Origin of the sequence: Curtobacterium oceanosedimentum (assembly GCF_040545555.1) — a bacterium.
Lineage (GTDB): Bacteria > Actinomycetota > Actinomycetes > Actinomycetales > Microbacteriaceae > Curtobacterium.
The window spans coordinates 131,160-156,844 of sequence record NZ_JBEPMD010000001.1; the positions used below are offsets into that span (position 1 = coordinate 131,160).

The window sequence follows — 25,685 nt, forward strand, 5'->3', positions numbered from 1 at the left end:
GTGCCTCCCGTTCCTCGCGTCACACCTCGGTGACGCGACCCGCCCCGACCCGCCAGCGGCGGTCGAGCCGGACGGTGTCGAGCATCCGCCGGTCGTGCGTGACGAGCAGCAGGGTGCCGTCGTAGGACTCCAGCGCCTGTTCGAGCTGCTCGATCGCCACGAGGTCGAGGTGGTTCGTCGGCTCGTCGAGCACGAGCACGTTCACCCCGCGGGCCTGCAGCAGCGCGAGCCCGGCACGGGTCCGCTCACCCGGTGAGAGCGCGGCGGACGGGCGGCCGACGTGGTCCGCCTTCAGCCCGAACTTCGCGAGCAGGGTCCGGACGTCGGCCGTGGTCATCTCGGGGACGAGCTCCTCGAACGCCGCGGCGAGGGGCTGCTCGCCCGTGAAGGCCGCGCGAGCCTGGTCGACCTCGCCGATCGCGACGCTGGAGCCGAGCGACGCCGACCCGCTCGTCGGCTCCGTCCGGCCGAGCAGGGCGCGGAGCAGGGTCGACTTGCCGGCGCCGTTCGGGCCGGTGATGCCGATGCGGTCGCCGCCGGACACCTGCAGCGACACCGGGCCGAGCGTGAAGTCGCCCTGTTCGTACACGGCGTCGGACAGCGTCGCGACGACCGCGGACGAGCGCGGGGCGCTGCCGATGGTGAAGGCGAGCTGCCACTCCTTGCGGGGCTCCTCGACCTCGTCGAGCCGGGCGATGCGCGACTCCATCTGCCGCACCTTCTGCGCTTGCTTCTCGCTCGACTCGCTCGCGGCCTTCCGGCGGATCTTGTCGTTGTCCGGGTTCTTCTTCATCGCGTTGCGGACGCCCTGGCTCGACCACTCGCGCTGCGTCCGCGCGCGGGAGACCAGGTCGGCCTTCGTCGCGGCGTACTCGTCGTACGCGTCGCGCTTGTGCTGCCGGGCGATCTCGCGTTCCTCGAGGTACGCCTCGTAGCCGCCGCCGAACAGCCGGTGCGACGACTGCGCCAGGTCGAGCTCGAGGACGGCCGTCACCGAGCGGGCGAGGAACTCGCGGTCGTGGCTGACGAGCACCGCACCGCCACGCAGACCCCGGACGAACTGCTCGAGCCGGTCGAGGCCGTCCAGGTCGAGGTCGTTCGTCGGCTCGTCGAGCAGCACGACGTCGAAGCGGGACAGCAGCAGTGCGGCGAGCCCGACGCGGGCCGTCTGCCCACCGGACAGCGCCGTCATCAGCGAGTCCGGGCCGACGCCGGAGCCGTCCGGGGTGGTCTCGAGCCCGAGCTCGGCGAGCACGACCGGCAGGCGCTCCTCGAGGTCGGCGGCACCGGACGCCAGCCAGCGCTCGAGCGCGGCGGAGTAGCGGTCGGCCGCGGCGTCACCGCCGGCCGGGTCGCCCAGGGCCTCGGCAGCGCGGTCCATGTCGGCCGTCGCGTCCGCGCAGCCAGTGCGTCGAGCGACGTACGCGGCGACGGTCTCGCCGGCGATCCGCTCGTGCTCCTGGGGGAGCCAGCCGACGAAGGCGTCCGGCGGGTTCGTCGACACCGTGCCGGCGAGGGGCTCGTCGACGCCGGCGAGCAGGCGGAGGAACGTCGACTTGCCCGCACCGTTCACGCCGACCAGGCCGATCACGTCGCCCGGGGCCACGGTGAGGTCGAGGCCCTCGAAGAGCGTGCGGGCGGCGTAGCCGCCGGCGAGGTCCTTGGCGACGAGCGTGGCGGTCATCCGGCAATCGTCCCACGGCTCCGACGAGGGCCGGGCCGGGCGGCTCGGACGGCGATCAGGCCGGACGCGTGAGCCCGAGGATGCACCCCTCGACCGCCGCGACCCGCACCGCGTCCGTCCCGTCGAACAGCACGCTCTGGCTCACCGCGCCGACGTGCGCCGCGACCACCGCCCGCGTGTAGAGCGCCGGGTCGACGGTGGGGACCCGACCGGCCCGCTCGAGCGCGGCGACGAGGAGTGGCTGGAGCGTCGCGTGGAACCGGTCGGTGTGCGCGCGGAGCAGGGCGTTCACCTCGGGGTCGTGTCGGGCCCGCGTGGTGAGCACCGAGCGGATCGCGTACCAGCGGTCCTCGGGCGGCAGGCCGTGCACGACGCCCTGCACGACACCATCGACCGTCGGGTGCCCGTCGAGCGCGGCGCCGAGCTCGTGTTCGAGCACGGCGAAGACGGCCTCGGCCTGCTGCTCGTAGACCGCGAAGAACAGCTCGTCGACGGTCCGGAAGTTCGAGTAGAACGCCCCGCGGGTGTAGCCGGCGCGCGCGACGATCGCCTCGACGCTGACCGAGGTCGACCCGGTCTCCTGGAAGATCGCCTCGGCCGCCGCGATGAGCGTCGCCCGGGTGCTGCTCCGCCGTCGGACGGTGCGCGGCGCGGCTGGTTCGGTCACGGCTCCAGGCTAGGCCGAGGGCCGGTCGGCCAGGTAGTCGTGCACGGTGCGGACCGGGGCGAGGGTCAGGTCCGTCAGGACGTGCGACGCCCGGACGACCTCGAGCACCGGCAGGTCGGCCATCGGCGCGAGCGCGTGCGCGAACAGCTGCAGCCGGGCGGGTCCGGTCCAGGCCTGCTTGACGGTCACGTCGGTGATCTCGGTGCGGACGAGGTCGGCCACCAGGTGGCGCTGGGTCCGCAGGTCCGGGACGAGCTTCACCATGAAGGTCGGCACGGTGATCTCGGCCAGGGCGGCGTCGTGGTCGAGCGGCTCCCACTCGTACGCCATGGTGGCGGTGGCCACGCGCTCGGTTCCGCGGTCGAGGGTGCCGACGAGTGCGCCCTGGTCGACGCGGAGCGCCGGGGTGCCGAGCACCTTCGGGTAGGCGCTGAGCTCGCGGCCGGCGAGGGTCGCGGCCGAGTTGTCGAGGTACATCGCGTGCAGGTACTCGCCGCGCTCGCCCTCGTGCTCGACCTGGATCGCCTGGCCCGACTCGACGTACGGGCCGTACCCGTCGACCTCGCCCATCCTCATGACCTCGAAGCGGACGAGCGGCTCGGTGACCTCGAGCGGTTCCGGGACCACGGCCCGCAGTGCGTCGGGGTCGGTGCGGTACACGACGTTGAAGTACTCGCGGTCGGTGAACCGGGTCGGCCGGAGCGGGTAGACGGGCGCGGCGAGCGGGGTGGTCAGGTGCTGCAGGACGTCGTCGGCGCGCATGCGCATCTCCTCTTCAGAACTCCGATACGATCTGTATCGAGTACGAAGTGTACCGAAACAGACCGAGAGCAGGGACCCCGTGCCGTACCAGCCGCCCCGAGACACCGCCGACCGCCCCGTGACCGTGATCGGCGGTGGAACGCTCGGACGCCGCATCGCCCTGATGTTCGCCAGCGGCGGGGCCGAGGTCCGGATCCACGACCTGTCGGACGAGGTCCGGGCCGCCGCCGTCGGGTACGTCGAGGAGACCCTGCCCGGGGTCGTGGCCGCGCGCGACGGTGCGACCGCGGGGACGGTCCGCGGCGAGGCGGACCTCGAGGCCGCGGTGGCCGACGCGTGGCTCGTCGTCGAGGCCGTACCCGAGCGGCTCGACCTGAAGACCCCGCTGTTCGGACGGCTCGACGCCCTGGTCGCGGCGGACACGATCCTCGCCACGAACTCGTCCTCGTACGCCAGTCGTCTGGTCATCGACGAGGTCGAGCACCCCGAGCGCGTCCTCAACGTGCACTTCTACATGCCCCCGCAGCAGAACGCCGTCGACCTGATGAGCGACGGCCAGACCGACCCGGCCGTGATCGACCTGTTGCTCGAGGTGCTGCCCCGCTACGGCGTGCACCCGTTCCTGGCCCGCCGCGAGTCGACCGGCTTCATCTTCAACCGCATCTGGGCCGCCATCAAGCGCGAGGCGCTCGCGGTCGTCGCCGACGGTGTCTCGACGCCCGAGGACGTCGACGCGATGTGGCAGGTGAACAGCGGCGCACCGGCCGGGCCCTTCCGGATGATGGACCAGGTCGGCCTCGACGTGGTCCTCGACATCGAGGAGCACTACGCGGCCGAGGACCCGAACCTGCCGGAGGGGCCGCGCCGCCTGCTGCGCGAACACGTCGACGCCGGCCACCTGGGCGTGAAGACCGGACAGGGCTTCTACCGCTACGACGACTGACGTCGGCACCACCCGACGGACGGGAGGCACGGTGCCGGCCCGCACCGTGCCTCCCGTACGGTGGGGCGTCCGTGCACCCGCTGCTGGCAGGATCGAGGCGTGTCGACGCTCATCGTGACCGCCCACCCGGACCCCGACTCGCTGACGCTCGCCGTCGCCCACCGCATCGAGGCGGCGCTCGACGCCGCCGGCGCGGGCCCCGTCACGGTCGCCGACCTCGCCGCCGAGGGCTTCGACCCCCGCTTCACCGCCGCGGACCGGCACACCTACCGGACGGGGACCGACCCGGCGCCCGACGTCGCGGCCGAACAGGCGCGCCTCGACGGAGCGGACCACCTCGTGCTCGTGTTCCCGGTGTGGTGGTGGTCGGTGCCGGCGCTCGTCAAGGGCTGGCTCGACCGGGTGTTCGTGAACGGGTGGGCCTTCGGCGTCGGCGAGGACGGGCGCATCGACCGACGGCTCGGCCGGCTGACGGTGCACCTCGTGCCGATCGCCGGCGACGACGCCGGGGTGTACGAGCGGCACGGGTACGAGCAGGCACTCCGGACGCAGCTCGAGCACGGCGTGGTGGACTTCTGCGGCGCGGTCCGCGGGGCGACGGCGTTCGTGCACGAGTCCGAGCACGAGGACCCGGCGGTGCGCGAGCGGGCCGTGGCGGCCGCGGTCGAGCGGGTCGTCGCCGCGGTGCGCGGATGACCAGCGACGTCCGTGCGGTGGTCTTCGACCTCGACGGCACCCTGTTCGACCACGCGGGAGCAGCAGCTCGAGCGGTCGACGACTTCCTCGGCGAGCTCGGTGTCGGCCCGTCCGATGCCCTGCGGGACGCATGGGCGGAGGCGGAGGAGCGGCACTTCGAGCGGTGGCGACGTGGAGAGGTCGACTTCGCCGAGCAGCGTCGGGCCCGGCTCGTCGAGGTGCTGCCCCTCGCCGGGCTCCGACCACGGCACGACCCGTACGAGCTCGACGCACTGTTCGGCCGCTACCTCGTCGCGTACCGGGCCGCCTGGCGTCCGTTCGCGGGGAGCGCGGCGCTCCTGCAGGAGATCCGGGACTCCGGCAGAGCGATCGCGGTCCTGACCAACGGGACCGAGGAACAGCAGCGCGACAAGCTCGTCACGACCGGCCTCGGAGACCTCGTCGACGTGGTCTGCACGTCGGAGGGGATCGGGGTCGCCAAGCCGGACCGACGCGCGTTCGAGCGTGTCGCGGACGACCTCGGCGTCCCGACCGAGGCGTGCCTGATGGTCGGCGACGACCCCGAACGTGACGTCGCCGGGGCACGTGCCGCGGGGATGCGCGCGGTCCTGGTCGATCCGGCTCGTGACGGCGGTGCCGCCGTCCGGTCCTCCGTGCTCTCCGTCCTGCGCGGGGAGTCGGGCACGGTACGGCGGTGACGGCCCCCTAGCGTGGCGAGGTGCGCCACCTCCTGCGACTCGACGACTGGACCACCGACGACACCGACGCGGTGTTCGCACTCGCCCGCGCGTACGAGCAGGGCACCGGTCCGGTGCTGGACGGAGCTGCGGCGGTGTTCTTCCCGCCGACGAGTCTGCGAACGAGGGCGTCCTTCGAGCGGGGTGCGGCGCTCGCCGGACTCCAGCCGATCGTGTTCCCGCCGGAGTCGCTCGACAAGGACGAGGCGCACGACGACGTCGCCCGGTACCTCGCGGACTTCGTCGACGTGCTCGTCGTCCGGCACCCGGACCTGCCCGTCCTCGAGGCGCTCGCCGCTGCCGACGCGGTGCCCGTCGTGAACGCCATGACGAGCGTCAACCACCCGTGCGAGGTGCTCGCGGACCTGTGGGCACTCACCCGGGGGCGCGAGGTCGGGTCGCTCCGGGTGCGGTTCGTGGGCGCCGACGGCAACATCGCCCGTGCGTGGGCCGAGGCGTCGCGGCTGTTCGGCTTCGACCTGGTCCAGTGCTGTCCCGAGGGGCTGGCAGCGCCTCACGTGCCGTGGACGGACGACCTCGGCGGAGCGATGGCGGACGCGGACGTCGTCGTGACCGACGGGCCCGGTCGCCACGCCGCTGCCCTCGAGCCCTACCGGATCACAGCGGACGTCCTGGCGCTCGCCCCCGACGGGGTGCGCTTCGCTCCGTGTCCGCCGTTCGTCCGTGGGCGCGAGGTCAGCGCGGACGCGATCGCGAGTCCGGCCTTCGTGGGACACGGGGCGAAACGTGCGCTGTTGCCGGTCCAGCAGGCGGTCCTGGCACACTGCCTCACCTGACGTCGCGCGCCCGTTCCTTCCCAGAACGCGTGCGATGCCAGGTGGAACCGGGCGTACCTGGCAGAACTGGAGGACCAGGTACGCCCGGAAGCGCCAGGTACGCCCGGAAAGGCCGAGCACCACCCTCGCGGCCGATTAGCCCTCGGGGATCGCCACGACGCGGTTCTGGTACGCCCAGACGACGGCCTGCAGGCGCGAGCGCACCCCGAGCTTCGGCAGCATCCGTGCCAGGTGCGACTTCACGGTGGAGACCTCGACGACGAGCTCCGCCGCGATCTCCTCGTTCGACATGCCCTGCGCCAGGAGCAGCAGCACGTCCCGCTCCCGGGCGGTCAGCAGCTCGGACGCCCGGTCACCCGTCACCGGCTGCAGGCTCCGCCGTGAGACGAACTCCCGCAGCACCCGCCGCGTCAGGCTCTGGTCGATCGTGCCGTTCCCGGCCGCGACCTGCCGCACCGCGTCGACGATCGCGTCCGGCTCCGCGTCCTTGAGCAGGAACCCCGACGCCCCCGCCTCGAGCGCCCCGAACACCAGGTCGTCGAGGTCGAAGGTCGTCAGCACCAACACCGGCACCGCGGGGTCGGCGTCGGGGGCACAGAGCTCCCGCGCGACCTCGATGCCGTTCCGGACCGGCATCCGGATGTCGAGCACCGCCACGTCCGGCCGCGTGCTCCGTGCCAGTGCGAGGGCCTCGCCGCCGTCGGCCGCGACCGCCACCACGTCGACGTCCGGCTCGGCCGCCAGCAGCGCCGACACCCCCGCCCGGACGAGCGGCTGGTCGTCCGCCACCAGCACCCGGATCACCGCGCCACCTCGGGCGTCTCACGTCCGAGTCGCAACGTCACGACCCAGCCACCGCTCGCCGTCGGACCGGTCTGGAGGCTCGCCCCCACCAGGTCCGCCCGCTCGCGCATGCCGCGCAGTCCGTTCCCGCCTGCTGCCGTGCTCCCCGGGGTCGGGTCGCCCGGGGCGTCCGCCGTGCCGGGTGCCGGGGGTGCGGTGTTCTCCACGCGGAGCTCCAGGTGGTCGGCGGCGCGGTCGTCGAGCGTCACCGTGACGACGGCACCCGGGGCGTGCAGGGCGGCGTTCGCCAGTGCCTCCTGCGCGGTGCGGTAGGCAGCGAGCTGCGCCAGGGGTCCGACGCCCTCGGCGACCTCGTGCGCACCGCGGAGGACCTCGAGCCGCACGTCGGACCGGTACCGGGCACGCTCGGCCAGGTCGACGATGCCCGCGACGGTCTCGACGGCGCGTTCGGCCGGGGCATCGTCCCGCAGCAGTCCGACCAGGCGACGCAGGTCCTCGAGCACCGCGGTGCTCTGCTCCCGCACCTGGCGGACACCCTCGTGCGCGGCGGTCGGGTCGGTGTCGATCTGCCGGTCGATGACGGCCGACATGAGCGCGATCCCGGACAGGTGGTGCGCTGCGATGTCGTGCAGCTCCCGGGCCATCGCGGCCCGTTCGCGCGACACGGCGGCGTCGACCCGGGCGTCCTGCTCCCGCACCGCTGCGGAGGCCTCGGCGGTCCGTGCGGCGACCTCGGCGTCCCGCGCTGCCCGGACCTCGCGCCGGGACCGCACCACGAGCGCCACGACGAGCGGGAGCCCGACGGCCCCGACGGCCTGCGTGACACCTTGCGGCAGCGCGTCGACGAGTGCATCGGCGAGAGACCGGTCGGACAGCGCGCCGTTCAGCCTGATCCAGTTGCCCGCGGTGCCGGCGGACACGAGCGCCGCCGCCCCGACGACCGACGGCCAGAGCACGGTGAGCGGTACCCGCACGCCGGCGAGGACCACCGCCACCACGACGGGGAGCGCGGTGAGGCCGAACAGGTCGCCGCCGGAGGTGACGGCGACGAGGAGGACGGGGACGGCAGCGACCGCGAGCACGACCGTCCGGGGAGCTCGACGAGCTGCGAGCAGGACCGCGGACTGCACCAGGAGTCCGAGCGCGGTCGCCGCCCAGTCAGCACTGCCGACCTCGGGCGCCGAGAGCGGGTGTCCGAGCGTGTCCGGATCGACGGCGTCGAGGAAGGGCAGCCCGAGCAGCAGCCCGAGCGAGACGACGGCGGTCGCGACGGCGACCAGGACGTCGGTGCGGCGCAGGCCGCGGCCACCGTCGACCTCCCGCGCGGAGCGGGGGTCGGCGGCGACGCGAGCCGCACGCGCTTCAGCGGGTGCCATCGTCCGATCCTACGAGGCGGGCGGAGGGCGACGCGGGGAGGCGATCCGTGCCTCCCGGCCGACGGTCGTACCCGAGCCGACCCCGGGTGGCGACCAGCAGGACGACGGCGGCCACCGTCGAGACGATCGCGAGCCCGTGCATCATCGTGCCCGCCGTCATGCCCGGGTACATGTCCGCCCACAGGGTGGAGATGGTGTTGTTCACCCCGACGTGCAGCAGGAGTGCGATCGGCAGGCTCTCGCCGGTGCGGTTGAACACCCACGTCATCACGACGTTGAACGTGATCGTGAAGAGCGCGAAGACGACCGGCTCCGACCAGTGCGCGTCCGGCCACCCGCCCCAGTCGGACAGGTAGAGCGGCATGTGCCACAGCGCCCACAGCGGACCGAGCACCGCGGCGGCACCGAGCGGCCCGAAGCGGTCCTGCAGCCGGGGCAGGGCGAAGTCACGCCAGCCGGGCTCCTCCGACAGTCCGGTGGTGAACAGCTGCACGACGAGACCCGGCACGAGGGCGAGCAGGGCGAGGGCGGTCGGTGCCTGCACGTTGCCACCGGAGAACGGCAGACCCGTCAGGACGATGAGCGCCGGGACGCCGACCAGTGCCAGTGCGTACCAGTACCAGGACACGCGCCAGCGCCAGAGTCGTCCGACCCAGCGGCGCAGCCCCGGACGGCCGTCAGCGAGGGCGGTCACCACGAACGCGCCGCCGAGCGGGCCGAGGAGCGCGCCGGGCAGGACCCCGGTGAACTGGGCCGTGCCGAGGAACTCCGGGAAGTGCAGGTCCCAGAGACCCAGGCCGTGCGGGCTCAGGATGTACGGGATCCACGCGAGCCAGCTCAGGCCGAGGGCGAGGGTGGCGAAGGAGGCGAGCGGGTGCCGGGACACCACGCCCCGGACCCCCGTCGCACGGGGGGCAGCGGTGCCGGCACCGGGCCGGACTTCGGTCGTGTTCGTCATGACACCGACGCTAGGAACGTCTGCTCCCCGGGACGACCGGCGGAGGGACGCACCACCGGGAGTTCCACCGAAGGATGCAAGCGTGGGACGGTGTCGGACGCCCGTGCGTAGCGTCGGGTGCATGACCAGCAGCATCGTCCTCGTCGCCGGCGCCACGGGGGACCTCGGTTCCCGCATCGTCGACGCACTCCTCGCGGCCGACCCCGACGTCCGGGTCCGCGCGCTCAGCCGCTCGGCCACCGGGCTCGCCGCCGACCGGCTCACCACACGGTCCGACCGTGTCTCCGTCGTCAGCGCCGCCTACGACGACCACGACGGACTCGTGTCGGCGCTCGCCGGGGTCGACGTCGTCGTCTCCGTGCTGAGCGGCACCCGCTCCGTGGTCGTCGACGCACAGACCGCGCTGCTCGCCGCAGCGGTCGACGCCGGCGTGCCCCGGTTCGTGCCGTCCGACTACTCGGCCGACTACCGCGCGATCACCCCCGGGACGAACCGGAACTTCGAGCTGCGCCGCGAGTTCGCCGCAGCGCTCGACGCCGCACCGATCCGGGCGACCTCGGTGCTGAACGGCGCCTTCACCGACATGCTCACCGGGCAGGCGCCGATGATCCTGTTCGACCGCCGCACCGTCCTGTACTGGTCGTCCCCGGACCAGCTGCTCGACTTCACCACGAAGGACGACACCGCCTGGGTCACCGCACGCGTCGCCCTCGACCCGGACGCGCCACGCGTCGTCGAGGTCGCGGGTGACCGGGTGACCGCCCGGAGCGTCGCCGACACCCTGTCGCGGCTCACCGGCACCCGGTTCCGCACGCAGTGGGCCGGGACCGCGAGCACGCTCTCCGCGATGGCCAGGGTCGGCCGACGCCTCTCCCGTGCCGACGACGCCGAGCCGTTCCCCGCATGGCAGGGGATGCAGTACTTCGTCAGCATGTTCAGCGGCGAGGCCGAACTCCACCACGTCGCGAACGACCGCTACGGGCCGCACGACTGGACGACGGTGCGGGACGTGCTCGCCGCGCACCTGCAGGCCTAGGCTCGGGGACCGTGTTCGAACTCCACCACCTCTCGGCGCAGGAACTCTGGGACTGGATCCGACGGGGGGACGCGACCGCGCTCGAGGTGACCGAGCACTACCTCGCCCGCATCGAACGACTCGACCCCGCACTCGGCGCCTTCGTCACCGTCACCGCCGACGCAGCACGCGCCCGGGCGTCGCAGCTCGGGTCCCTGGTGCCGACCTCCCGTCCGCTGTGGGGGCTGCCGACCGCGGACAAGGACCTGTACGACCGAGCCGGCGTCCCGACCCGGTACGGCTCCGCAGCACTTCCCGCGACGCCTGCGACCGCTGACCACCCACTGGTGGCGGCGCTCGCCGCAGCGGGGACGGTGAGCCTCGGCAAGACGATTTCTCCGGAGTTCGGCATGTCGTCGTCGTCGGAGACCCGGATCGGCACGACCAGGAACCCGTACGACACCACTCGGGCGCCCGGCGGGTCGTCGAGCGGCACCGCTGTCGCCGTCGCCGCCGGACTCGTGCCCGCGGCCGTCGGGACGGACGGCGGGGGATCGGTCCGGATCCCGGCCGCAGCGACCGGTCTCGTCGGGCTGAAGCCGAGCCGCGGCCGGGTGCCGTCGATGCCCGGTCGGACGGGCCTCGGCGGACTGAGCGTCGCCGGTCCGATCACGCGGAACGTCGCCGACGCGGGGATGCTCCTCGACGCCCTGGTGGCCCCGACCGGGCTGGCGGAGCCGTCACCGTACGCGCTCGTCACACCCGAGGTCGGCGACGGGCCGTTCACTGCTGCGGCCGTCCGTGGCGAGGGGCGCTTCGTCGTCGGGCTGCTCGACGGGTCGCCGTGGGACGACACCGTCGACGTCGTGGTCGATCCGGCCGCCCGAGCCGCCGTCGAGACCGCCGTGCGTGTGCTCGGCGAGGTCGGCCACGGGGTCGAGGACGTCGCGATGCCCCGACTGCCGTACGCCGACGCGTTCCGGGTGGCGTGGGAGTCCGGCGCTGCGGGGCTGCCCCGCGTACCCGGCATCGACCTGTCCGAGCTCACCCCGCTGGTGTCCTGGCTGGTCGACCGCGGGCGGGCGCTCACCGCGACGCAGGTGCTCGACGCGATGACGACGCTCGATGCCTTCTCGGCCGGGCTCATCCGGGCGTTCGACCGGTTCGACGCCGTGTTGACGCCGACCCTGGCGCTGACGCCTCGGCCGCTCGGTTGGTACGGGGACGACCCCGAGGAGGACTTCCGACGGCAGTGCGCGTACTCGCCGTGGACCTCGATGGCGAACGTGTCGGGGCTGCCTGCGATCACGTTGCCGGTCGGCGTGACGGACGAGGACCACCCGGACGGCGCGGGCCTGCCGATGGGCGTGCAGCTCATCGGGCGCCCGGGCGGGGAGCGCGTGCTGCTGGCCATCGGGGCGCAGCTCGAGCGACGGCTGCGGTGGCAGCGGCGACACCCGGCGATGTGGTGACGCTCGACTGACGCCGGCGCGGTGTCGTGCGCTCGCGGGCTGGCGCGACATCGTGGTCGTCGTACGACAGCGGAAGTGTCGCGTCGCCCGCGCCAGCGCTCGCCGCGCGCCCTACGGCAGCGTCGGCGCCGCCGCCACCAGCGCCCGCGTCACCGGGTGCCGCGGGTCGTCGAGCAGCGACACGGGCCCCTGCTCCACGATCCGCCCCTCGGAGAGCACCGCCACGCTGTCGCACAGCCGCTGCACCACGCCGATGTCGTGCGACACGAGCACGAGCGTCAGGCCGAGGTCGTCGGCGAGCGAGCGGAACAGGTCGATCACCCGGGCACGGACCACCACGTCGAGGGCGCTCATCGGCTCGTCCCCGAACAGGATCCGCGGCGAGTGCACCACCGCGCGAGCGATGGCGATGCGTTGCCGCTGTCCGCCGGAGAACTCGTGCGGGTACCGGCTGGCGGCGTCTGCGGGCAGGTCGACGCGCTCCAGCACCGCGGCCACGAGTGCGCGGTGGTCGCCCGGCACCCGCAGTGCGCGGAGCGGTTCGGCCACGATCGACCCGACGCGCATCCTCGGGTCGAGGGACGCGTACGGGTCCTGGAACACCACCCCGGTCTCGCGACGGAACCAGCGCATCGCGGCCGCGGAGGCCGACGCCACCACGGGACGACCGCCGGCCGACACGGTGCCGGCGGTGGGAGCCTCCAGGCCGGCGAGCAGGCGCACCAGCGTCGACTTGCCGGAACCGGACTCGCCGACGATGCCGAGCCGCGCACCGGAGGCGACCGCCAGGTCGACCCCGTCGACCGCGGTCCGAACCGGACCCGGTTCGAAGGGGCCGCGGCGCGGCAGGCGGTACGTGCGGTGGAGGCCGCTGGCGTGCAGCGCGTCGGTCATGCGGGGCCTCCGGTACGGCGGGCGGTGGCGCGTGCGGCGGCGACGAGGGCCGCCGTCGTCGGGTGCTGCGGGGCCTCGAGCAGCGCACGCACGGACCCCTGTTCGACGACCCGGCCGTGGTCGAGCACGACGGCGGTGTCGGCGATGCGGGCGAGCACCGCGAGGTCGTGCGTCACGAAGAGCATCCCGGTGCCGCGCTCGGTAGAGAGCCGCTCGAACAGCTCGAGGATCCGAGCCTCGGTCGTGACGTCGAGTGCCGTCGTCGGTTCGTCGGCCACGAGGTAGGCGGGGGAGCCGGCCATCGCCATCGCGATGCAGATGCGCTGCCGCTGCCCGCCGGACAGCTGGTGCGGGTACTGCCGGAGCAGCGCAGCGGGGTCGGGCAGCCCGACGGCGTCCGCCAGCGCGACCGCGGCGGTGGCAGCAGCCCGGCGGTCCAGCCCGCGGTGCAGCCGGAGCGGTTCCGCCACCTGCGCGCCGACCCGGCGGAGCGGGTCGAGGGCGGTCGCGGGCTCCTGGAACACCATGCCGATGCCGGAACCGCGGTGCCGTGCGCGGTCCCGGTCCCGCATGCCGACGAGCTCGGTGCCGTCGAGGCGGATGCTCCCGCGCACCTCGGCCCCCGCCGGCTCGAGACCCATCAGGGCGAGCGAGGTCATCGACTTGCCGGACCCGGACGCGCCGATCACGCCGACGCGTCGGCCGGGAGGCACGGTGAACGTCACGTCGTCGAGCACCGTCCGCCCCGCGATGCGGACCGACAGTCCGGTCACCTCGAGTCCGTCGCGTCCGGTCCGCTGGTCGCTCACGCCGTCACCCCCGGGGTCGTCGTGTCGTCCGGTCGGTCGGCGCGGCGGTCGACGGCGGCCCGGCCCGCGCTCGGACGGTCGTGCGGGTCCGTTCCGTCGCCCGCGGCCGTCCGGTCGCCTGTCGTCAGTCGTGGGTCGGTCGCGTCGCGCACCGCGTCACCGAGCAGCGAGAGCGCGGCCACGACCAGGGCGATCGCGGCTCCCGGCCAGGTCGCGCTCCACGGGTGCACGCCGATGTACGTCTGCAGGTCGGCGAGCAGGTTGCCCCACGATGCCGTGTCCGACCCCGCGCCGTAGCCGAGGTAGGACAGGCCGGCCTCGGCGAGGACCGCCGTCGCCATCGCGAGCGACAGCTGCACGGTGAACAGCGGCGCCGCGTTGGGCACCAGGTGGCGGGTGAGCACGCCGAGGGGTCCGACGCCGGAGGCCCGCGCCGCGACGACGTAGTCGCTCCGGGCGATGCGGCGGATCTCCCCGCGGGCGACGCGCGCGATCGTCACGCCGAACGACAGCCCGACGCTCACCACGACGATGCCGAGCGACCCGCCGAACACCGCCGTCAGGAGCATGGCGGTGAGCAGCGTGGGGAACGCGACGAGGATGTCGAGGAGGACGGCGGTGCCCTCGCGGACCCACCTCGTGGTCAGCGAGCCGATCGCCGTCAGGAGGATGCCGACGACGCTCGCGACGATGCCGGAGCCGACCGCGACGAGCACGGTCGTCCGGGTGCCGGCGAGCAGGTAGCTGGCGATGTCACGGCCGGCGGCGTCGGTGCCGAACCAGTGCGCCGGGCTCGGCGCGGCCCACTGCTGGAACGGGTCGGCGCGGAACGGGTCCTGCGGCGTCCACACGAGGGACACCGCTGAGAGCACGACGAGGAGCGCGAGGACCACGACCGCGAAGCACCCCGTGGGTCGGACGAGCAGACGGCGGATCACTCGCCCACCTCCCGCTGCCGGGGGTCGAGCGCCCGGTGCACGACGTCGACCGCGAAGCCGACGACCAGCACGAGGCCGGTGAGCACGAGGAGCTCCGACTGCACCTTCGTGACGTCGCGCCGTCCGACGTCCGTGACGAGCATGCGGCCGACCCCCGGGAGCGAGAAGAGCTGCTCGACGACGATGGCCCCGACCAGGAGCCCGGCGATCTGCACGCCGAGGACGGCCAGCACCGTGAGGGCCACCGACGGCAGGCCGTGCCGCAGGAGCGCCCGCGTCCGCGTGAGGCCGATCGCCGCCGCGGTCCGGACGTGGTCCGCGTCGAGCACGGCGAGCGTCGCGGAGCGGGTGAAGCGCAGGATCACGGCACCCTCGACGGCGCCGATGGTGAGCGCGGGGAGCACGAGCGACGAGAACGCGCGACCGGGTTCGTCCCACCCGTCGAGCGGGAAGCCCTGCGTCGGCAGCCAGTGCAGCGTGACGGCGAACAGCGCGATGAGGAGCATGCCGGCCCAGACCACGGGGACGGCCGCGACCGCCTGTGCGACGAAGCCGATCACCGCACCGCCGGCCCGACGGCGCAGCACCGCAGCGAGCACCCCGAGCGGGACGCCGAGCACGAGGGCGGCCACCAGGGACATCCCCGCGAGCGGCAGCGTGACGGCGAGCTTCTGGGCGACCTCCGGTCCCACCGCGCCGTTCGTCACGAGCGACCGGCCGAGATCACCGCGGAGCACGCCGCCGATCCAGTCGAGGTACTGCACGACGACGGGTCGGTCGAGGCCGAGCTGCTGCCGGAGCTGCTCGACCTGGGCCGGCGTCGACTGGGTGCCGGCGACGATCTGTGCGACGTCGCCGGGCAGCACGCGCAGCGTGGCGAACACGATGATGCTCGCCACGAGCAGGCCGACGACGAGCAGCAGCAGTCGCCCGACGAGGAACCGGGTCACGCGTCCGATGCTACGGGGGCGGCGGCACGAGCCCGGACCGCAGCGCCGGACGGGCGCCCGGCGACCGGCCGGACCGTGTCGCCGGACGAGCGCCCGACGATCGGCAGGGCAGCGGTCACCGGACCGCCAGCCCGGCCAGGTCGAGGCGCGAGTTGCCGCCGTCGACGGGGAAGCCGGTCACGCCCTTCCGGACGGCGGTGATCTCCGTCGCGGTGTACAGCCACTCGCCGGCGGCGTCCTCGCTGACGATCCGGGCGGCCTTGCGGAGGGCCTGCTCCTTCTCGGTCTGCGAGGTCGCGGCGATCGACTCGGCGTAGAGCCGCTGCACCTCGGGGTTGTCGTACCCGAAGTAGTAGTCCGGGTTCGCCCAGTTGCCGAAGTCCCGCGCCTCGACGTGGTCGACCATCGAGAGCTGGAAGTCCTTCTTCGTGAAGACCTGGTCGAGCCAGGTGGCGAAGTCGACCCGCTGGACCTTCAGGGTGATGCCGACGTCGGCGAGCTGTGACTTCAGCACGTCGCCGATCGTCGCCGGGTAGACGTTGGCGTAGGTCAGGGTCAGGTCGAGGTCGGGCTGCCCGGCCTCGGCCAGGAGCTGCTTGGCCTTGTCGGGGTCGTACGCGTCGATCGACGTCAGGTCCTCGTACCCGGGGTCGAGCTCGGGGATCGGCCCGCCCTGCTCGACGCCCGTGCCGCCGATGGCCTTGATGAGCGCCTTCGGGTCGATCGCCTGCCGGATGGCCTGGCGCACCCGCTTGTCGGTGAACGGTGCCTGCGCGTCGTTGAACGCGAGCGTGTACTTGTCGGTCGTCCTGCCGCGGTGGAGCTCGATGTCCGGGTTGCCCTGCAGCTGGCCCTGCAGCGTGCCGTCGACGGGGTTCAGCACGTCGAGGTCGCCGTTGGCCATCGCGTTCACGGCCGTCGACGGGTCCGTGATGTACCGGAACACGATCTTCGCGACCTTCGGCTCGCTGCCCCAGTAGTCGTCGTTGCGGCTGAAGGTGAGCGAGTCGCCCTGCTTCCAGGACGACACCTCGTACGGTCCGGTGCCGTTGGCGCTGTCGGACAGGTCGTTCCTCGCGGCCTGCTCGAGCACGAGTCCGGCGCGGCCGGTCAGGGTGAAGAGCAGGTCGGAGTCCGGCGCGGCCAGGCGCAGCTCGACGACGCCGTCCGAGGGAGAGCTGATCGACGTGACGCCCGCGAGCTTGGCGGAGTCGACGTAGGACGGGTTGTCCTTCGCCTGCTGCAGCGACCAGACGACGTCGGCCGCGGTGACGGGCTTGCCGTCCTGGAACGTCGTGCCCTCGCGCAGCGTGAACGTGTAGGTCAACCCGTCCGCCGACACCTCGTGCTCCGAAGCCAGCACGTCGCGGATCTCGCCGTCCGCCGTGCGCCCGACGAGTCCCTGGTAGACGTTGTCGATGAGCACCTGGTCGAGTGCGGCACCGGACTGCGTGCGGATGTCGAGGCTCGTCGGCTCGAGGACGAGCCCGACGCGCACGGTGGCGTCGTCGCCCGTGCGGTCAGCGCCGTCGGAGCCCGAGCATGCGGTGAGCGTCAGGGCCGCGGCGACGGCGACCGCGGTGGCGGTCAGGGCGACGCGTGCTGCACGGCCGCCGCGACGGGGGAGGAGCGGACTCATGGGTGTGGGTTCCTTCCGGGCGCGTGGTGGCGACGGTCGTCGCATCGCGCGGGACGAGGTTACCGGCGATCGGTGCCGGACGACGGTTGTTGGACCTCGTGCAACAACCGGTGCCGTGCTCCCCATGCCCGGATGGCGGACGCCAGTTCGAGGGGGGCCTGGTTCTGCACCGCGTGTCGGGCGGTCACCGTGACGACCTCGGCGTCGGGCAGTCGCTCGGTGAAGCCGGCGTGCAGCTTCGGGGAGACGTAGCCGCGGTCGCCGCGGACGAGCAGGAGCGGCACGTCGAGGGCCTCGAGGTCCGGCCACGCGTCGGCGAACCGGCCGACCGACGCCGTCCGACCTGCGGGCAGGTGCGGGAAGTGGTGCCGGCGGACGAGTCGGCCGTCCGCGCCGAGGCGGGTGGTGTGCCGGGCTTCGCGGAGGAGCACCGCGCGGTCGTCGCCGACGCGGGCCTCGACGGCGCGGTCGACGACCTCCTCGAGCGACGCGAACGGTGTCTCGTCCTCGAGCGCCCGGGCGATGCGGTCCACCGCGCGCTGCGCGAAGTCCGGGGACATGTCGACGAGCACCAGGCCGGTGACGCGCTCCGGGGCCGTCGCCGCCAGTCGGCCGGCGAGGATGGCGCCGAGCGAGTGCCCGACGACCACGCCCGGCGGGACCCCGAGGGCGTCGAGCGCGGCCAGCACCTGGGGGGCCGTCGTGCTCGCGCCGTAGTCGGCGTCGTCGCGCCACGACGACCGGCCGTGCCCGGGCAGGTCGAGGGCGACCGCCGGTTCCCCGACCGCGATCGCCGTCTGGTCGAAGCTGTGCGCGTCGATGCCGAGCCCGTGCAGGTAGGTGATCCGTGCCTCCCGGCCGTCCGCCGTGTCCCAGCGGATCGCTGCGGTCTCGCGTCCGTCGTCGGTGCGGACCACCTGACGGGAGGCGCGGAGCGGCTCCGTCACGCCGCTCGCGGCCGCCAGCGCGGCCAGGTCCGAGAATTCGTCGTCGGGTTCGTGCACGGGTCCGATCCTCGCACCCTCGCGGGCACCCCGTTGCACCCTGGAAGCCTTAGGTAAGGCATGCCATACTCGTACCTCGTGGCAGCCCGGTACCGAGTCTTCTCCGTCCGCGTCGCGGCCGTGTCGGCGCTCACCCCGTCGTTCGTCCGGGTGACGCTCACCGGTGACGCGCTCGCGGACTTCTCCGCGGTCGGGCTCGACCAGCGCATCAAGGTCGTCCTGCCGATCCCCGGACACGGGTTCACCGCCCTGCCCGACGGCGACGACTGGTACGGCGCGTGGCGGGCACTGCCCGACGCGGAGCGCAACCCGCTCCGCACCTACACCGTGCGGTCCTTCCGTCCGGACGCGCGCGAGCTCGACATCGACTTCGTGGCGCACGGGGACACCGGTCCGGCCTCGCGGTGGGTGTCCTCCTGCCGGGTCGGCGACGAGCTCCGCATCGTCGGGCCCGCCGTGCCGTCCTCGCCGGCGGAGCTGCCGAGCGGCGCGGCGGAGTTCGCACCGGGGAGCGCGACCCGGATCCTGCTCGCCGGTGACGAGACCGCCGCTCCGGCGATCTGCGCCATCCTCGAGGCGCTCGACGTCGCGACCGTCGGACACGTCTTCATCGAGGTGCCCACCGACGCCGACCGGCTGCCGGTCACCGCGCCCGCCGGTGTCGAGGTGCGCTGGATCGCCCGGAACGGCGCCTCCCACGGGGTCCGGATGACCGACCAGGTGTACGCGTGGGCCTCCGAGGCCGTGTCGGTCCCGGCCGGTGTCGCGGGTGCGTCCCGCGCCGCCGTCGAGCTGGCCGACGTGGACGTCGACGAGCAGGTGCTCTGGGACGTGCCGACGGTCGCCGAGGAGCGTCCCGTCTACGCGTGGATCGCGGGCGAGGCCGGCTGCGTGAAGGAGCTCCGTCGTCACCTCGTACGCGGCGTCGGGCTCGACCGCCGGCAGGTCGCGTTCATGGGCTACTGGCGGCACGGCAAGGCCGAGCACTGAGCGCGGCAGCGTCCCTCCCCGGCGGCGCGACCGTCCCGACGACGGCCCTGGGTGCACGCGGGCTGACCCTGGCGTACGACGACCGGGTCGTGGTCTCGTCGCTCGACGTCGACGTGCCCGACGGTGAACTCACCGTGATCGTCGGCCCGAACGCGTGCGGCAAGTCCACGCTGCTGAAGGCGTTCGCCCGGACACTGAAGCCGAGCGCCGGGACGGTGTACCTCGACGGCGCCCCGATCGACTCGCTGCGCCCGAAGGCCGTCGCCCGGCGGGTGGGCATGCTGCCCCAGACCCCGATCGCGCCCGAGGGCATCACCGTCCGTGACCTCGTGTCCCGCGGGCGCTTCCCGCACCAGGACCTGCTGCACCCGTCGTCGGGGTCCGACCGCACCGCCGTGCAGGCCGCGCTCGAGCAGACCGACACCGTGGCCCTCGCCGACCGCAGCGTGGGGGAGCTCTCCGGCGGGCAGCGGCAGCGTGTCTGGATCGCGATGGTCCTGGCGCAGGAGACCGACATCGTGCTCCTCGACGAGCCCACGACGTTCCTCGACATCGCACACCAGTACGACGTGCTCGAGCTCGCCTCGGCCCTGCACGCGTCGGGACGCACCGTGGTCGCCGTGCTGCACGACCTGAACCAGGCGGCCCGGTACGCGACGCACCTCGTGGCGATGCGCGACGGGGCGATCGTGGCGCAGGGGGCGCCGGCTGCGGTGCTGACGTCGGGCCTCGTCGAGGACGTCTTCGGGCTGCCCTGCGTGGTCGTCCCCGACCCCGAAACCGGGACGCCCCTGGTGGTGCCGCGGCGTCGCGCTGCCTGAGGTTCCCGCTGCCCGGTCCGCTGGTCGCGTTCGCCGAGCGGGCAGGACGCGCCGCGCGCGTTCGCCGAGCGGGCGCGATCGGTCGGTGCGCGGCGGCGAGCGTGACGGATCTGGCCCGCTCGGGGCGGCAGGGTGAAGCGGCAGAGTGCGCCGGGTGGCGGACGGGAGGCACGTGGCGGGACCGCCCCGCGCCTCCCGTCCGGCGGATGGTCACCCGGTCAGCGGTAGCCGCCGTCCTCGAGTCCGGCCTCGACCTCGAAGCGGTTCCGCGTGGCGTCGCGACCCGCGAGCGCGTAGAGCAGCGGCATGAGCATGCCGTACCGGCGCCACTGCGCGACGTGCACCCGCTCGTGCCGCAGCACGCGGGGCCCGTCGTTGTCCCGCGTCAGGTAGACCGACCCGACGCACGTGCCGCCGCGCCGGAACGCCCAGCGCGGCAGGCCCGTGCACACGATCAACCCGTCCTCGACCCGGACCCGTCCGGTCGAGAACGGCACGCCGACCGCCAGCCCGACGGCAGTGGCGAACAGCCAGCCGGCCCGGGAGACGGGGGAGTCGAGGAGCGGGTTGCGCACCCCTACTCCGGTCGGCCGTAGGTCTCGAGCAGGCGCAGCCAGATCTCGTTCATCGTCGGGTAGGCCGGGACCGCGTGCCAGAGCCGGTCGACGGGGACCTCGCCGACGACCGCGACGGTCGCCGCGTGCAGCATCTCAGCGACGTCCTGTCCGACGAAGGTCACGCCGACGACGACGCCGCGGGACTCGTCGACGACCATCTTCGCCCGGCCCGTGTAGCCGTCCGCCTGCAGCGCCGACCCGGCGACCGCGCCGAGGTCGTACTCGACCGCCCGGACGTCGATGCCCTGCTCGCGGGCAGCGGCCTCGGTCAGGCCGATGCTCGCGACCTCGGGGTCGGTGAAGGTGACCTGCGGGACGGCCGCGTGGTCGGCCGTCGCGACGTGGGCACCCCACGGTTCGGCGTGCACCGGTCGGCCCTGCGCGCGAGCCGCGATCGCCTCGCCGGCGGCGCGTGCCTGGTACTTGCCCTGGTGGGTGAGGAGCGCGCGGTGGTTGACGTCGCCGACGGCGTAGAGCCAGTCGGTGCCCTGCACGAGCATCGTGTCGTCGACCTGCAGCCAGTCGCCCGGGGTGAGCCCGACGGACTCGAGGCCGAGGTCGGCGGTGTGCGCCTTCCGCCCCGTCGCGGCGAGGACCTCGCTGGTGACGACCGTCGTGCCGTCGTCGAGGGTCGTGGTGACGAGGCCGTGCTCGTCGCGGTCGACCCGCGTGGGGTTCACACCGGTGCGGACGTCGATGCCGAGTTCGCGCATCGCGTCGGCGACGAGCTCGCCCGCGAAGGGCTCCATGCCGCCGAGCAGCCCGTGCCGCGCGACCAGGGTGACCTTCGACCCGAGGGACGCCCACGCGGTCGCGAGCTCGGAGCCGGCGACGCCGCCGCCGATGACGAGCAGGCTCTCCGGGACCTGCTGCGCGCTGGTGCCCTCGCGGGTGCCCCACGGCTTCGCGTCGGCGAGGCCGGGGACGTCGGGCAGCTGGTGCAGCGAGCCGGTCACGACGGCGACGGCAGCGCGTGCGGTGTGCGTCTCGCCGCCGACCTCGATGGTCTTCTCGCCGGTGATGCGGGCGTGGCCGCGGATCAGGGCGATGTCCGCGGACTCGAGCCAGGCGACCTGGCTGTCGTCCTGGTAGTCGGAGGTGAACGAGTTGCGCCGGGCGAGGACCTTCGCGGCGTCGACGCGTCCGGTCACGGCCTGGGCGGCGCCGTCCACGCGCTTCGCGGCCGCGACCGCGTGGCCGCTGCGGAGGAGCGCCTTCGACGGCATGCACGCCCAGTAGGAGCACTCGCCGCCGACCAGCTCGGCCTCGACCACGGCGACCGACAGGCCGCGCTTGTGGGCGTAGTCCGCCACGTTCTCGCCGACTGCGCCGGCGCCGATCACGATGAGGTCGTAGTCCGTCATGCTCACGAACGTACGCGGAGCGGCGGGGCATCGGCCGTGCGCGGTCGCCCGGCGGCTCGGTGCGCCGACCGTCAGGCGGTGCGCGACGCCGTCGTCAGGGCGCCGACCGCGCGCAGGATCACGCCCAGGTCGTCGACCGCACGGTCGGGGTCCACCGGCGCGAACCCGGTCAGTGCGGCCCCGACGAGCCGCCGTCCGCGGGTCGCGGCCTGGATGCGCTCGACGAGCCCGGAGGCGTCGAGCCCGAACGGCACCGGTTCGAGCAGGCCGTCCACCTCTGCGGGGTCGAGCACGTCGAGGTCGACGTGCACGAAGACACGCTCGGCGCCGGTGGCCTCGACCGCGGCGGAGAGCGCGTCCGGCGTCGCTGCGTCGACGTCGAGGTGGGTGATCCCGACCCGGTCGAGGGCGGCGACCTCGGCCTCCTCGGCACCGCGGACGCCGGCCAGGACGACGGCGGCCGGGTCGAGGACCGGCAGGTCGGGGAACAGGTCGTCCGGCCGGTCGACCAGCAGGCGCAGCACGGCGGTCTCGGCCGCGACGGGTTGTGCGCGGTTCAGCGACCGGTAGCCGGTCGACCCGGCGATGCGCACGAACGCGGTGTCCGGGCGCACGAGCACGGTGGCGCCCAGCACACTCGATCCGTCGCCGCCGACCACGAGCACGGGTTCGCTCGCCACGCCGGCCTCCTCGGCGACGCGCTCGGCGACGGCGCGGACGGAGGTGTACCGGGCGACGGCGGTCTCGAGGCGGTCGCCGGCACCGGCCGGGACGTCGACCACGGTGGTGGCGGCGCGGGGGAGGTCGGCTGCGATGGCCTGGGCTCCGTCGCCGAGGCGCATCGCGCGCGACGACGCCGAACCCTGCCACTGACCGACGACGAGGAACTGCATCGTCTCAGTCTGTCAGCACGGTCCGGCGTCGTCCGCAGTTCCGCGTCAGATGCTCGACGAGTCGCCGTTCTTCAGCGCGGCGAGGCGGGCCTCGACCTCGGTGTCGCGACCGACGTCCTCGAGGCTCTCGAACTGCGCGTCGAGGCTCGATGACTGCAGCTCCTGCTGTCCGAGGACCTTCGCCTCCTCGCGGCGGACCTTCTCCTCGAAGCGGGCCAGGTCGCTGGTCGGGTCGGTGATGTCGATGGTGCCGATGGCGTCGTTGACCTTCGACTGCGCCTCGGCGGTCTTCTGGCGTGCGACGAGCGAGTTGCGCTTGGCCTTGAGCTGCTCGAGCTTCTGCTCCATGCCGGCCAGACCGGACTTGAGCTTCTCGACCTGCTCGTTCTGCGTCGCGAGCGGTGCCTCGTTGTCCTTGACCTCCTGCTCGGCCGCGATCTGCTTGCCGATCGCGATCTTCGCCAGGTTGTCGAACTTGTCCGCGTCGGCGGTCTTGCCCTCGGCGCGGTACTTGTCGGCCGCGGCCGAGGCGTTCGCGGCCTTCTGCCCCCACTCGGTGGCGGCGCGCTTGTCCTCCTCGTTGTCCTGCTCGAGCAGGCGGAGGTTGCCGATGGTCTGCGCGATCGCCGTCTTGGCGTCCGCGATGTTGTTCGTGTAGTCGCGGACGAGCTGGTCCAGCATCTTCTGCGGGTCCTCGGCGTCGTCGATGAGCTGGTTCACGTTCGCCCGGATGAGCGAGGAGATCCGGCCGAAGATCGTCTGCTTTGCCATTGCTTTCCCTTTCGTGGAAGGTCTCTGGTGGTGCTGCTGGTCGAGCGTCGTCGTGCGGGTCGTGCGTGCGCGGTGCTGGTCGTGCGTGCGCGGTGCTGGTCGTGGTCCGTGGTGTCAGAAGCGGCCGCCACCGGAGAAGCCACCGCCACCGCCGCCTCCGCCGAAGCCGCCGCCTCCGCCGAAGCCGCCACCGCCGCCTCCGCCGAAGCCGCCACCTCCGCCGAAGCCGCCGCCGCCGAACGAGCCGCCACCGTAGCTGCCGCCGCGTCCGCCCAGCAGTCCGCCGAGCACGATCCCGGTCACGAGACCGCCGAGCTGTGCGCCGTTGCCGCCGCCGCCCTGGCCGGGCCACCCGCCCATGTCGTCGTTCGCGGCGTCCATCGCAGCGGCGGCGTACTGCTCCGCGGCGCGTGCGGCGCCCAGCGCGCGAGCGGGATCGCTCGTGGCGAGGTCGACCGCGTCGTCGAGGGCGCGCTCGGCCTCGGACAGACGCGTCCGGGCCGTGGTCCCGACGGCGCCACGGCGCATCGAGATGAAGTCGCGGGCCTGGCTGATGCGCGCCCGGGCGTCGCGCAGGGCGTCGTCGAGGGCTCGTTGCGCGCGCTGCTGCTGCTCCTGGGCCCCGCGTGCGGCGGCCAGCGCTGCGTCGATCTCGCTGTTCGCCTTCGTCAGCGCGTCCACCGCGGCGATCGGGTCGCGCGGGTCGGTGCCCTGGCGGAGGACGGTGTCGGCCCGGGTGACCGCAGCGGCGAGGGCCGGGTCGCCCGATCGCATCGCCCGCGCGGCGGCGACGTCGCCCTCGATGTCGGCACGCATCGCCTCGGCCCGGGCTGCCGCCTCGGCGAAGGCCCGCTCGGCGCCCGTCGCGCTCCCGGTGAGCTGCTGCACCTGCGCGAGCGCGTGCTGGGCGTCGCGCACGGCGACCACCGCCTGGCCCTTGTCGCCCGACGCGATGGCCGCGGTCGCCGCCTGTGACCGTTCGGTCGCGTACCCGAGCACCCGCTCGGCCTGGTCGACGTTGTCGGCGACCGTCGCCAGGGTCCGTCCGCCGTACGACCCGCGCACCCGTTCGAGCGCGCGGCGCGCGGCGTCGAGCTCCATCGGCGCCGCGGCGACCGCGGAGGCGAGGGCGGTCGCGGCGTCCTCGACCCCGTCCTCGAGCGACCGCAGCCGGTCGAAGGCCTCGGTCTGCTCGTCGATCGACGTGTGCGCCTGCTCGCAGATCGCGATGATCTGGTTCGCCCACTGCGCGCGCTGCTGCGGCGAGTCCGGGACCTCGTCGTCGAGCTGCTGCTGGTACGAGAAGGCCTGCCGCACGGAGCGCTTCGCGGTCGCGACGGCGTCGGCGAAGGGCTTCGCCGCGTCCTCCCCGAACTGCGCCGTGGCGAAACCGACCTCTTGCTCGGCGGTGCGGAGCTCGTCGTCGATCGTGACGAGCGCAGCGCCGGCCTTGCGTTCCAGGCCTGCGAGCGACTCCTGCTGTGCCCGTTCGGCCTCGGCGGTCCGGCGCTTGTTGCGGGTGCGGACCACCAGCAGGGCGACGACCGCGCCGACCACGACCACGAGCAGGATCACCCACAGCCAGGTCAGGTCCGGCGGCGCCTGCGACGCGACGAGACCGTCCGCCATGGCGACGGCGGCGCCCGCCCAGTCGCCGTCCCGCAGCTGCGGCACCGCGTCCTGCTGGTAGGCGGACTCGACGTCGCCGCGGGAGAGCGCGGTCTCGTTCGTCTGCTGGATGTCGGCGATGCGGTCGTCGACCGCCACGGAGAGCACGATGGCGTCGGAGTCGATCTGGTTGCGTTCCATCAGGGCGTCGCCCCACGCCGCGTGGTCGCTCGGGTTCGTGAACGTCGGCACGTAGACCACGTAGAGCTGCGTCTGCGTCTTGTCGTACAGCTCCTGGACCGCCTGTTCGACCTGCGTGCGCTGCGCACTGCTCAGCGCGTCGGCCTCGTCGACCACGTACGCACCGCCGAGGTCCACCGGATCCGTGGCGTGGGCTGCCGCAGCGGGCGCGAGCACCAGACCGGCGGCGAGGAGCAGCGCGCTCAGGCGACCCAGGGACCTGGTCGTCACCGATG

General features: G+C 73.7%; 25 protein-coding genes. 8 read left to right on the top strand and 17 right to left on the bottom strand.

Going from position 1 to position 25,685, the window contains the following annotated elements:
- Nucleotides 1–19: 19 nt before the first annotated feature.
- From ABIC52_RS00630 to ABIC52_RS00640, 3 genes are read right to left on the bottom strand one after another with little or no spacing between them, the layout of a single operon-like run.
- Nucleotides 20–1,684, bottom strand: coding sequence for an ABC-F family ATP-binding cassette domain-containing protein (locus tag ABIC52_RS00630; RefSeq protein ID WP_209823511.1), 1,665 nt, complete (start codon nucleotides 1,682–1,684; stop codon nucleotides 20–22).
- A 55-nt stretch (nucleotides 1,685–1,739) separates the two neighbouring features.
- On the bottom strand, nucleotides 1,740–2,351 hold the full coding sequence (locus ABIC52_RS00635; protein ID WP_209677355.1) for a TetR/AcrR family transcriptional regulator: 612 nt from the start codon (nucleotides 2,349–2,351) through the stop codon (nucleotides 1,740–1,742).
- A 9-nt stretch (nucleotides 2,352–2,360) separates the two neighbouring features.
- Nucleotides 2,361–3,113 carry an acetoacetate decarboxylase gene (locus ABIC52_RS00640; protein WP_209677353.1) on the bottom strand — a complete coding sequence of 251 codons (753 nt, stop codon included), beginning with the start codon at nucleotides 3,111–3,113 and terminating at the stop codon, nucleotides 2,361–2,363.
- 79 nt (nucleotides 3,114–3,192) lie between these two features.
- Here ABIC52_RS00640 and ABIC52_RS00645 point away from each other — a divergent pair, with 79 nt between their 5' ends.
- The 4 genes from ABIC52_RS00645 (at nucleotide 3,193) to ABIC52_RS00660 (ending at nucleotide 6,286) form a co-directional block, all read left to right on the top strand.
- Nucleotides 3,193–4,056 carry a 3-hydroxyacyl-CoA dehydrogenase family protein gene (locus ABIC52_RS00645; protein ID WP_250367231.1) on the top strand — a complete coding sequence of 288 codons (864 nt, stop codon included), beginning with the start codon at nucleotides 3,193–3,195 and terminating at the stop codon, nucleotides 4,054–4,056.
- A 99-nt stretch (nucleotides 4,057–4,155) separates the two neighbouring features.
- On the top strand, nucleotides 4,156–4,752 hold the full coding sequence (locus tag ABIC52_RS00650) for an NAD(P)H-dependent oxidoreductase (protein ID WP_209677348.1): 597 nt from the start codon (nucleotides 4,156–4,158) through the stop codon (nucleotides 4,750–4,752).
- A complete protein-coding gene (locus ABIC52_RS00655; RefSeq protein WP_354026372.1) occupies nucleotides 4,749–5,450 on the top strand; it encodes an HAD family hydrolase in 702 nt (233 codons plus the stop codon). The genes ABIC52_RS00650 and ABIC52_RS00655 overlap by 4 nt, the downstream gene beginning before the upstream one ends.
- Nucleotides 5,451–5,470: 20 nt before the next feature.
- On the top strand, nucleotides 5,471–6,286 hold the full coding sequence (locus ABIC52_RS00660) for an ornithine carbamoyltransferase (RefSeq protein ID WP_354026373.1): 816 nt from the start codon (nucleotides 5,471–5,473) through the stop codon (nucleotides 6,284–6,286).
- A gap of 135 nt (nucleotides 6,287–6,421) precedes the next feature.
- Here the strand turns inward: ABIC52_RS00660 and ABIC52_RS00665 are convergent, their stop codons facing one another.
- Genes ABIC52_RS00665 through ABIC52_RS00675 form a run of 3 tightly spaced genes read right to left on the bottom strand, consistent with a single transcriptional unit; the run spans nucleotide 6,422 to nucleotide 9,424 of the window.
- A complete protein-coding gene (locus tag ABIC52_RS00665; protein ID WP_354026374.1) occupies nucleotides 6,422–7,090 on the bottom strand; it encodes a response regulator in 669 nt (222 codons plus the stop codon).
- A complete protein-coding gene (locus tag ABIC52_RS00670; protein ID WP_126891799.1) occupies nucleotides 7,087–8,466 on the bottom strand; it encodes a sensor histidine kinase in 1,380 nt (459 codons plus the stop codon). The genes ABIC52_RS00665 and ABIC52_RS00670 overlap by 4 nt, the downstream gene beginning before the upstream one ends.
- On the bottom strand, nucleotides 8,453–9,424 hold the full coding sequence (locus tag ABIC52_RS00675) for a type II CAAX endopeptidase family protein (protein ID WP_126891798.1): 972 nt from the start codon (nucleotides 9,422–9,424) through the stop codon (nucleotides 8,453–8,455). Before ABIC52_RS00675 ends, ABIC52_RS00670 begins: the two co-directional genes overlap by 14 nt.
- A 121-nt stretch (nucleotides 9,425–9,545) precedes the next feature.
- Between ABIC52_RS00675 and ABIC52_RS00680 the strand changes: the two genes are divergently transcribed.
- Both ABIC52_RS00680 and ABIC52_RS00685 read left to right on the top strand, forming a co-directional pair.
- Complete coding sequence (locus tag ABIC52_RS00680; protein ID WP_354026375.1) at nucleotides 9,546–10,460, top strand: NmrA family NAD(P)-binding protein; 915 nt, start codon at nucleotides 9,546–9,548, stop codon at nucleotides 10,458–10,460.
- Between the two features lie 11 nt (nucleotides 10,461–10,471).
- Nucleotides 10,472–11,911, top strand: a complete 1,440-nt coding sequence (locus tag ABIC52_RS00685) for an amidase (RefSeq protein ID WP_354026376.1) — start codon at nucleotides 10,472–10,474, stop codon at nucleotides 11,909–11,911.
- A gap of 111 nt (nucleotides 11,912–12,022) precedes the next feature.
- On the opposite strand, the gene ABIC52_RS00690 is transcribed toward ABIC52_RS00685, so the two are convergent.
- The 6 genes from ABIC52_RS00690 to ABIC52_RS00715 all read right to left on the bottom strand — a co-directional run bounded on the left by ABIC52_RS00690 (nucleotide 12,023) and on the right by ABIC52_RS00715 (nucleotide 18,145).
- Nucleotides 12,023–12,805 carry an ABC transporter ATP-binding protein gene (locus ABIC52_RS00690; RefSeq protein ID WP_354026377.1) on the bottom strand — a complete coding sequence of 261 codons (783 nt, stop codon included), beginning with the start codon at nucleotides 12,803–12,805 and terminating at the stop codon, nucleotides 12,023–12,025.
- Nucleotides 12,802–13,614 (bottom strand): ABC transporter ATP-binding protein, encoded by an 813-nt coding sequence (locus ABIC52_RS00695; protein ID WP_354026378.1) that lies wholly within the window; start codon nucleotides 13,612–13,614, stop codon nucleotides 12,802–12,804. Before ABIC52_RS00695 ends, ABIC52_RS00690 begins: the two co-directional genes overlap by 4 nt.
- Nucleotides 13,611–14,552 carry an ABC transporter permease gene (locus tag ABIC52_RS00700; RefSeq protein WP_354026379.1) on the bottom strand — a complete coding sequence of 314 codons (942 nt, stop codon included), beginning with the start codon at nucleotides 14,550–14,552 and terminating at the stop codon, nucleotides 13,611–13,613. The genes ABIC52_RS00695 and ABIC52_RS00700 overlap by 4 nt, the downstream gene beginning before the upstream one ends.
- Nucleotides 14,549–15,502, bottom strand: a complete 954-nt coding sequence (locus tag ABIC52_RS00705) for an ABC transporter permease (protein ID WP_354026380.1) — start codon at nucleotides 15,500–15,502, stop codon at nucleotides 14,549–14,551. Before ABIC52_RS00705 ends, ABIC52_RS00700 begins: the two co-directional genes overlap by 4 nt.
- Before the next feature lie 115 nt (nucleotides 15,503–15,617).
- Nucleotides 15,618–17,141, bottom strand: coding sequence for an ABC transporter substrate-binding protein (locus ABIC52_RS00710; RefSeq protein WP_354026381.1), 1,524 nt, complete (start codon nucleotides 17,139–17,141; stop codon nucleotides 15,618–15,620).
- A 59-nt stretch (nucleotides 17,142–17,200) separates the two neighbouring features.
- Nucleotides 17,201–18,145, bottom strand: coding sequence for an alpha/beta fold hydrolase (locus ABIC52_RS00715; RefSeq protein ID WP_161972667.1), 945 nt, complete (start codon nucleotides 18,143–18,145; stop codon nucleotides 17,201–17,203).
- Between the two features lie 60 nt (nucleotides 18,146–18,205).
- Here ABIC52_RS00715 and ABIC52_RS00720 point away from each other — a divergent pair, with 60 nt between their 5' ends.
- Nucleotides 18,206–19,135 (top strand): siderophore-interacting protein, encoded by a 930-nt coding sequence (locus tag ABIC52_RS00720; protein WP_354026382.1) that lies wholly within the window; start codon nucleotides 18,206–18,208, stop codon nucleotides 19,133–19,135.
- 47 nt (nucleotides 19,136–19,182) lie between these two features.
- A complete protein-coding gene (locus ABIC52_RS00725; protein ID WP_126892302.1) occupies nucleotides 19,183–19,956 on the top strand; it encodes an ABC transporter ATP-binding protein in 774 nt (257 codons plus the stop codon).
- Nucleotides 19,957–20,174: 218 nt separating this feature from the next.
- Here the strand turns inward: ABIC52_RS00725 and ABIC52_RS00730 are convergent, their stop codons facing one another.
- The 5 genes from ABIC52_RS00730 to ABIC52_RS00750 all read right to left on the bottom strand — a co-directional run bounded on the left by ABIC52_RS00730 (nucleotide 20,175) and on the right by ABIC52_RS00750 (nucleotide 25,680).
- Nucleotides 20,175–20,531 carry a Fe-S oxidoreductase gene (locus tag ABIC52_RS00730; RefSeq protein WP_250367217.1) on the bottom strand — a complete coding sequence of 119 codons (357 nt, stop codon included), beginning with the start codon at nucleotides 20,529–20,531 and terminating at the stop codon, nucleotides 20,175–20,177.
- Between the two features lie 2 nt (nucleotides 20,532–20,533).
- Entirely contained in the window at nucleotides 20,534–21,937 is a 1,404-nt protein-coding gene (locus tag ABIC52_RS00735; protein WP_126892294.1) for a dihydrolipoyl dehydrogenase family protein, read from the bottom strand.
- Between the two features lie 71 nt (nucleotides 21,938–22,008).
- Complete coding sequence (locus ABIC52_RS00740) at nucleotides 22,009–22,830, bottom strand: arginase family protein (protein WP_126892293.1); 822 nt, start codon at nucleotides 22,828–22,830, stop codon at nucleotides 22,009–22,011.
- Between the two features lie 45 nt (nucleotides 22,831–22,875).
- The gene (locus tag ABIC52_RS00745) at nucleotides 22,876–23,601 is read right to left on the bottom strand and encodes a PspA/IM30 family protein (RefSeq protein ID WP_126892292.1); all 726 of its coding nucleotides are present in this window, start codon (nucleotides 23,599–23,601) and stop codon (nucleotides 22,876–22,878) included.
- Nucleotides 23,602–23,715: 114 nt separating this feature from the next.
- Nucleotides 23,716–25,680, bottom strand: a complete 1,965-nt coding sequence (locus ABIC52_RS00750) for a TPM domain-containing protein (protein WP_354026383.1) — start codon at nucleotides 25,678–25,680, stop codon at nucleotides 23,716–23,718.
- Between the last annotated feature and the right edge of the window lie 5 nt (nucleotides 25,681–25,685).

What these genes read in the sequence shown, in the direction of transcription:
- ABIC52_RS00710 (WP_354026381.1), bottom strand. Translation starts at nt 17,141, where the DNA reads ATGAGTCCGCTCCTCCCCCGTCGCGGCGGCCGTGCAGCACGCGTCGCC.
- ABIC52_RS00640 (WP_209677353.1), bottom strand. Translation starts at nt 3,113, where the DNA reads ATGCGCGCCGACGACGTCCTGCAGCACCTGACCACCCCGCTCGCCGCG.
- ABIC52_RS00630 (WP_209823511.1), bottom strand. Translation starts at nt 1,684, where the DNA reads ATGACCGCCACGCTCGTCGCCAAGGACCTCGCCGGCGGCTACGCCGCC.
- ABIC52_RS00670 (WP_126891799.1), bottom strand. Translation starts at nt 8,466, where the DNA reads ATGGCACCCGCTGAAGCGCGTGCGGCTCGCGTCGCCGCCGACCCCCGC.
- ABIC52_RS00680 (WP_354026375.1), top strand. Translation starts at nt 9,546, where the DNA reads ATGACCAGCAGCATCGTCCTCGTCGCCGGCGCCACGGGGGACCTCGGT.
- ABIC52_RS00735 (WP_126892294.1), bottom strand. Translation starts at nt 21,937, where the DNA reads ATGACGGACTACGACCTCATCGTGATCGGCGCCGGCGCAGTCGGCGAG.
- ABIC52_RS00740 (WP_126892293.1), bottom strand. Translation starts at nt 22,830, where the DNA reads ATGCAGTTCCTCGTCGTCGGTCAGTGGCAGGGTTCGGCGTCGTCGCGC.
- ABIC52_RS00690 (WP_354026377.1), bottom strand. Translation starts at nt 12,805, where the DNA reads ATGACCGACGCGCTGCACGCCAGCGGCCTCCACCGCACGTACCGCCTG.
- ABIC52_RS00675 (WP_126891798.1), bottom strand. Translation starts at nt 9,424, where the DNA reads ATGACGAACACGACCGAAGTCCGGCCCGGTGCCGGCACCGCTGCCCCC.
- ABIC52_RS00745 (WP_126892292.1), bottom strand. Translation starts at nt 23,601, where the DNA reads ATGGCAAAGCAGACGATCTTCGGCCGGATCTCCTCGCTCATCCGGGCG.
- ABIC52_RS00720 (WP_354026382.1), top strand. Translation starts at nt 18,206, where the DNA reads ATGCCATACTCGTACCTCGTGGCAGCCCGGTACCGAGTCTTCTCCGTC.
- ABIC52_RS00655 (WP_354026372.1), top strand. Translation starts at nt 4,749, where the DNA reads ATGACCAGCGACGTCCGTGCGGTGGTCTTCGACCTCGACGGCACCCTG.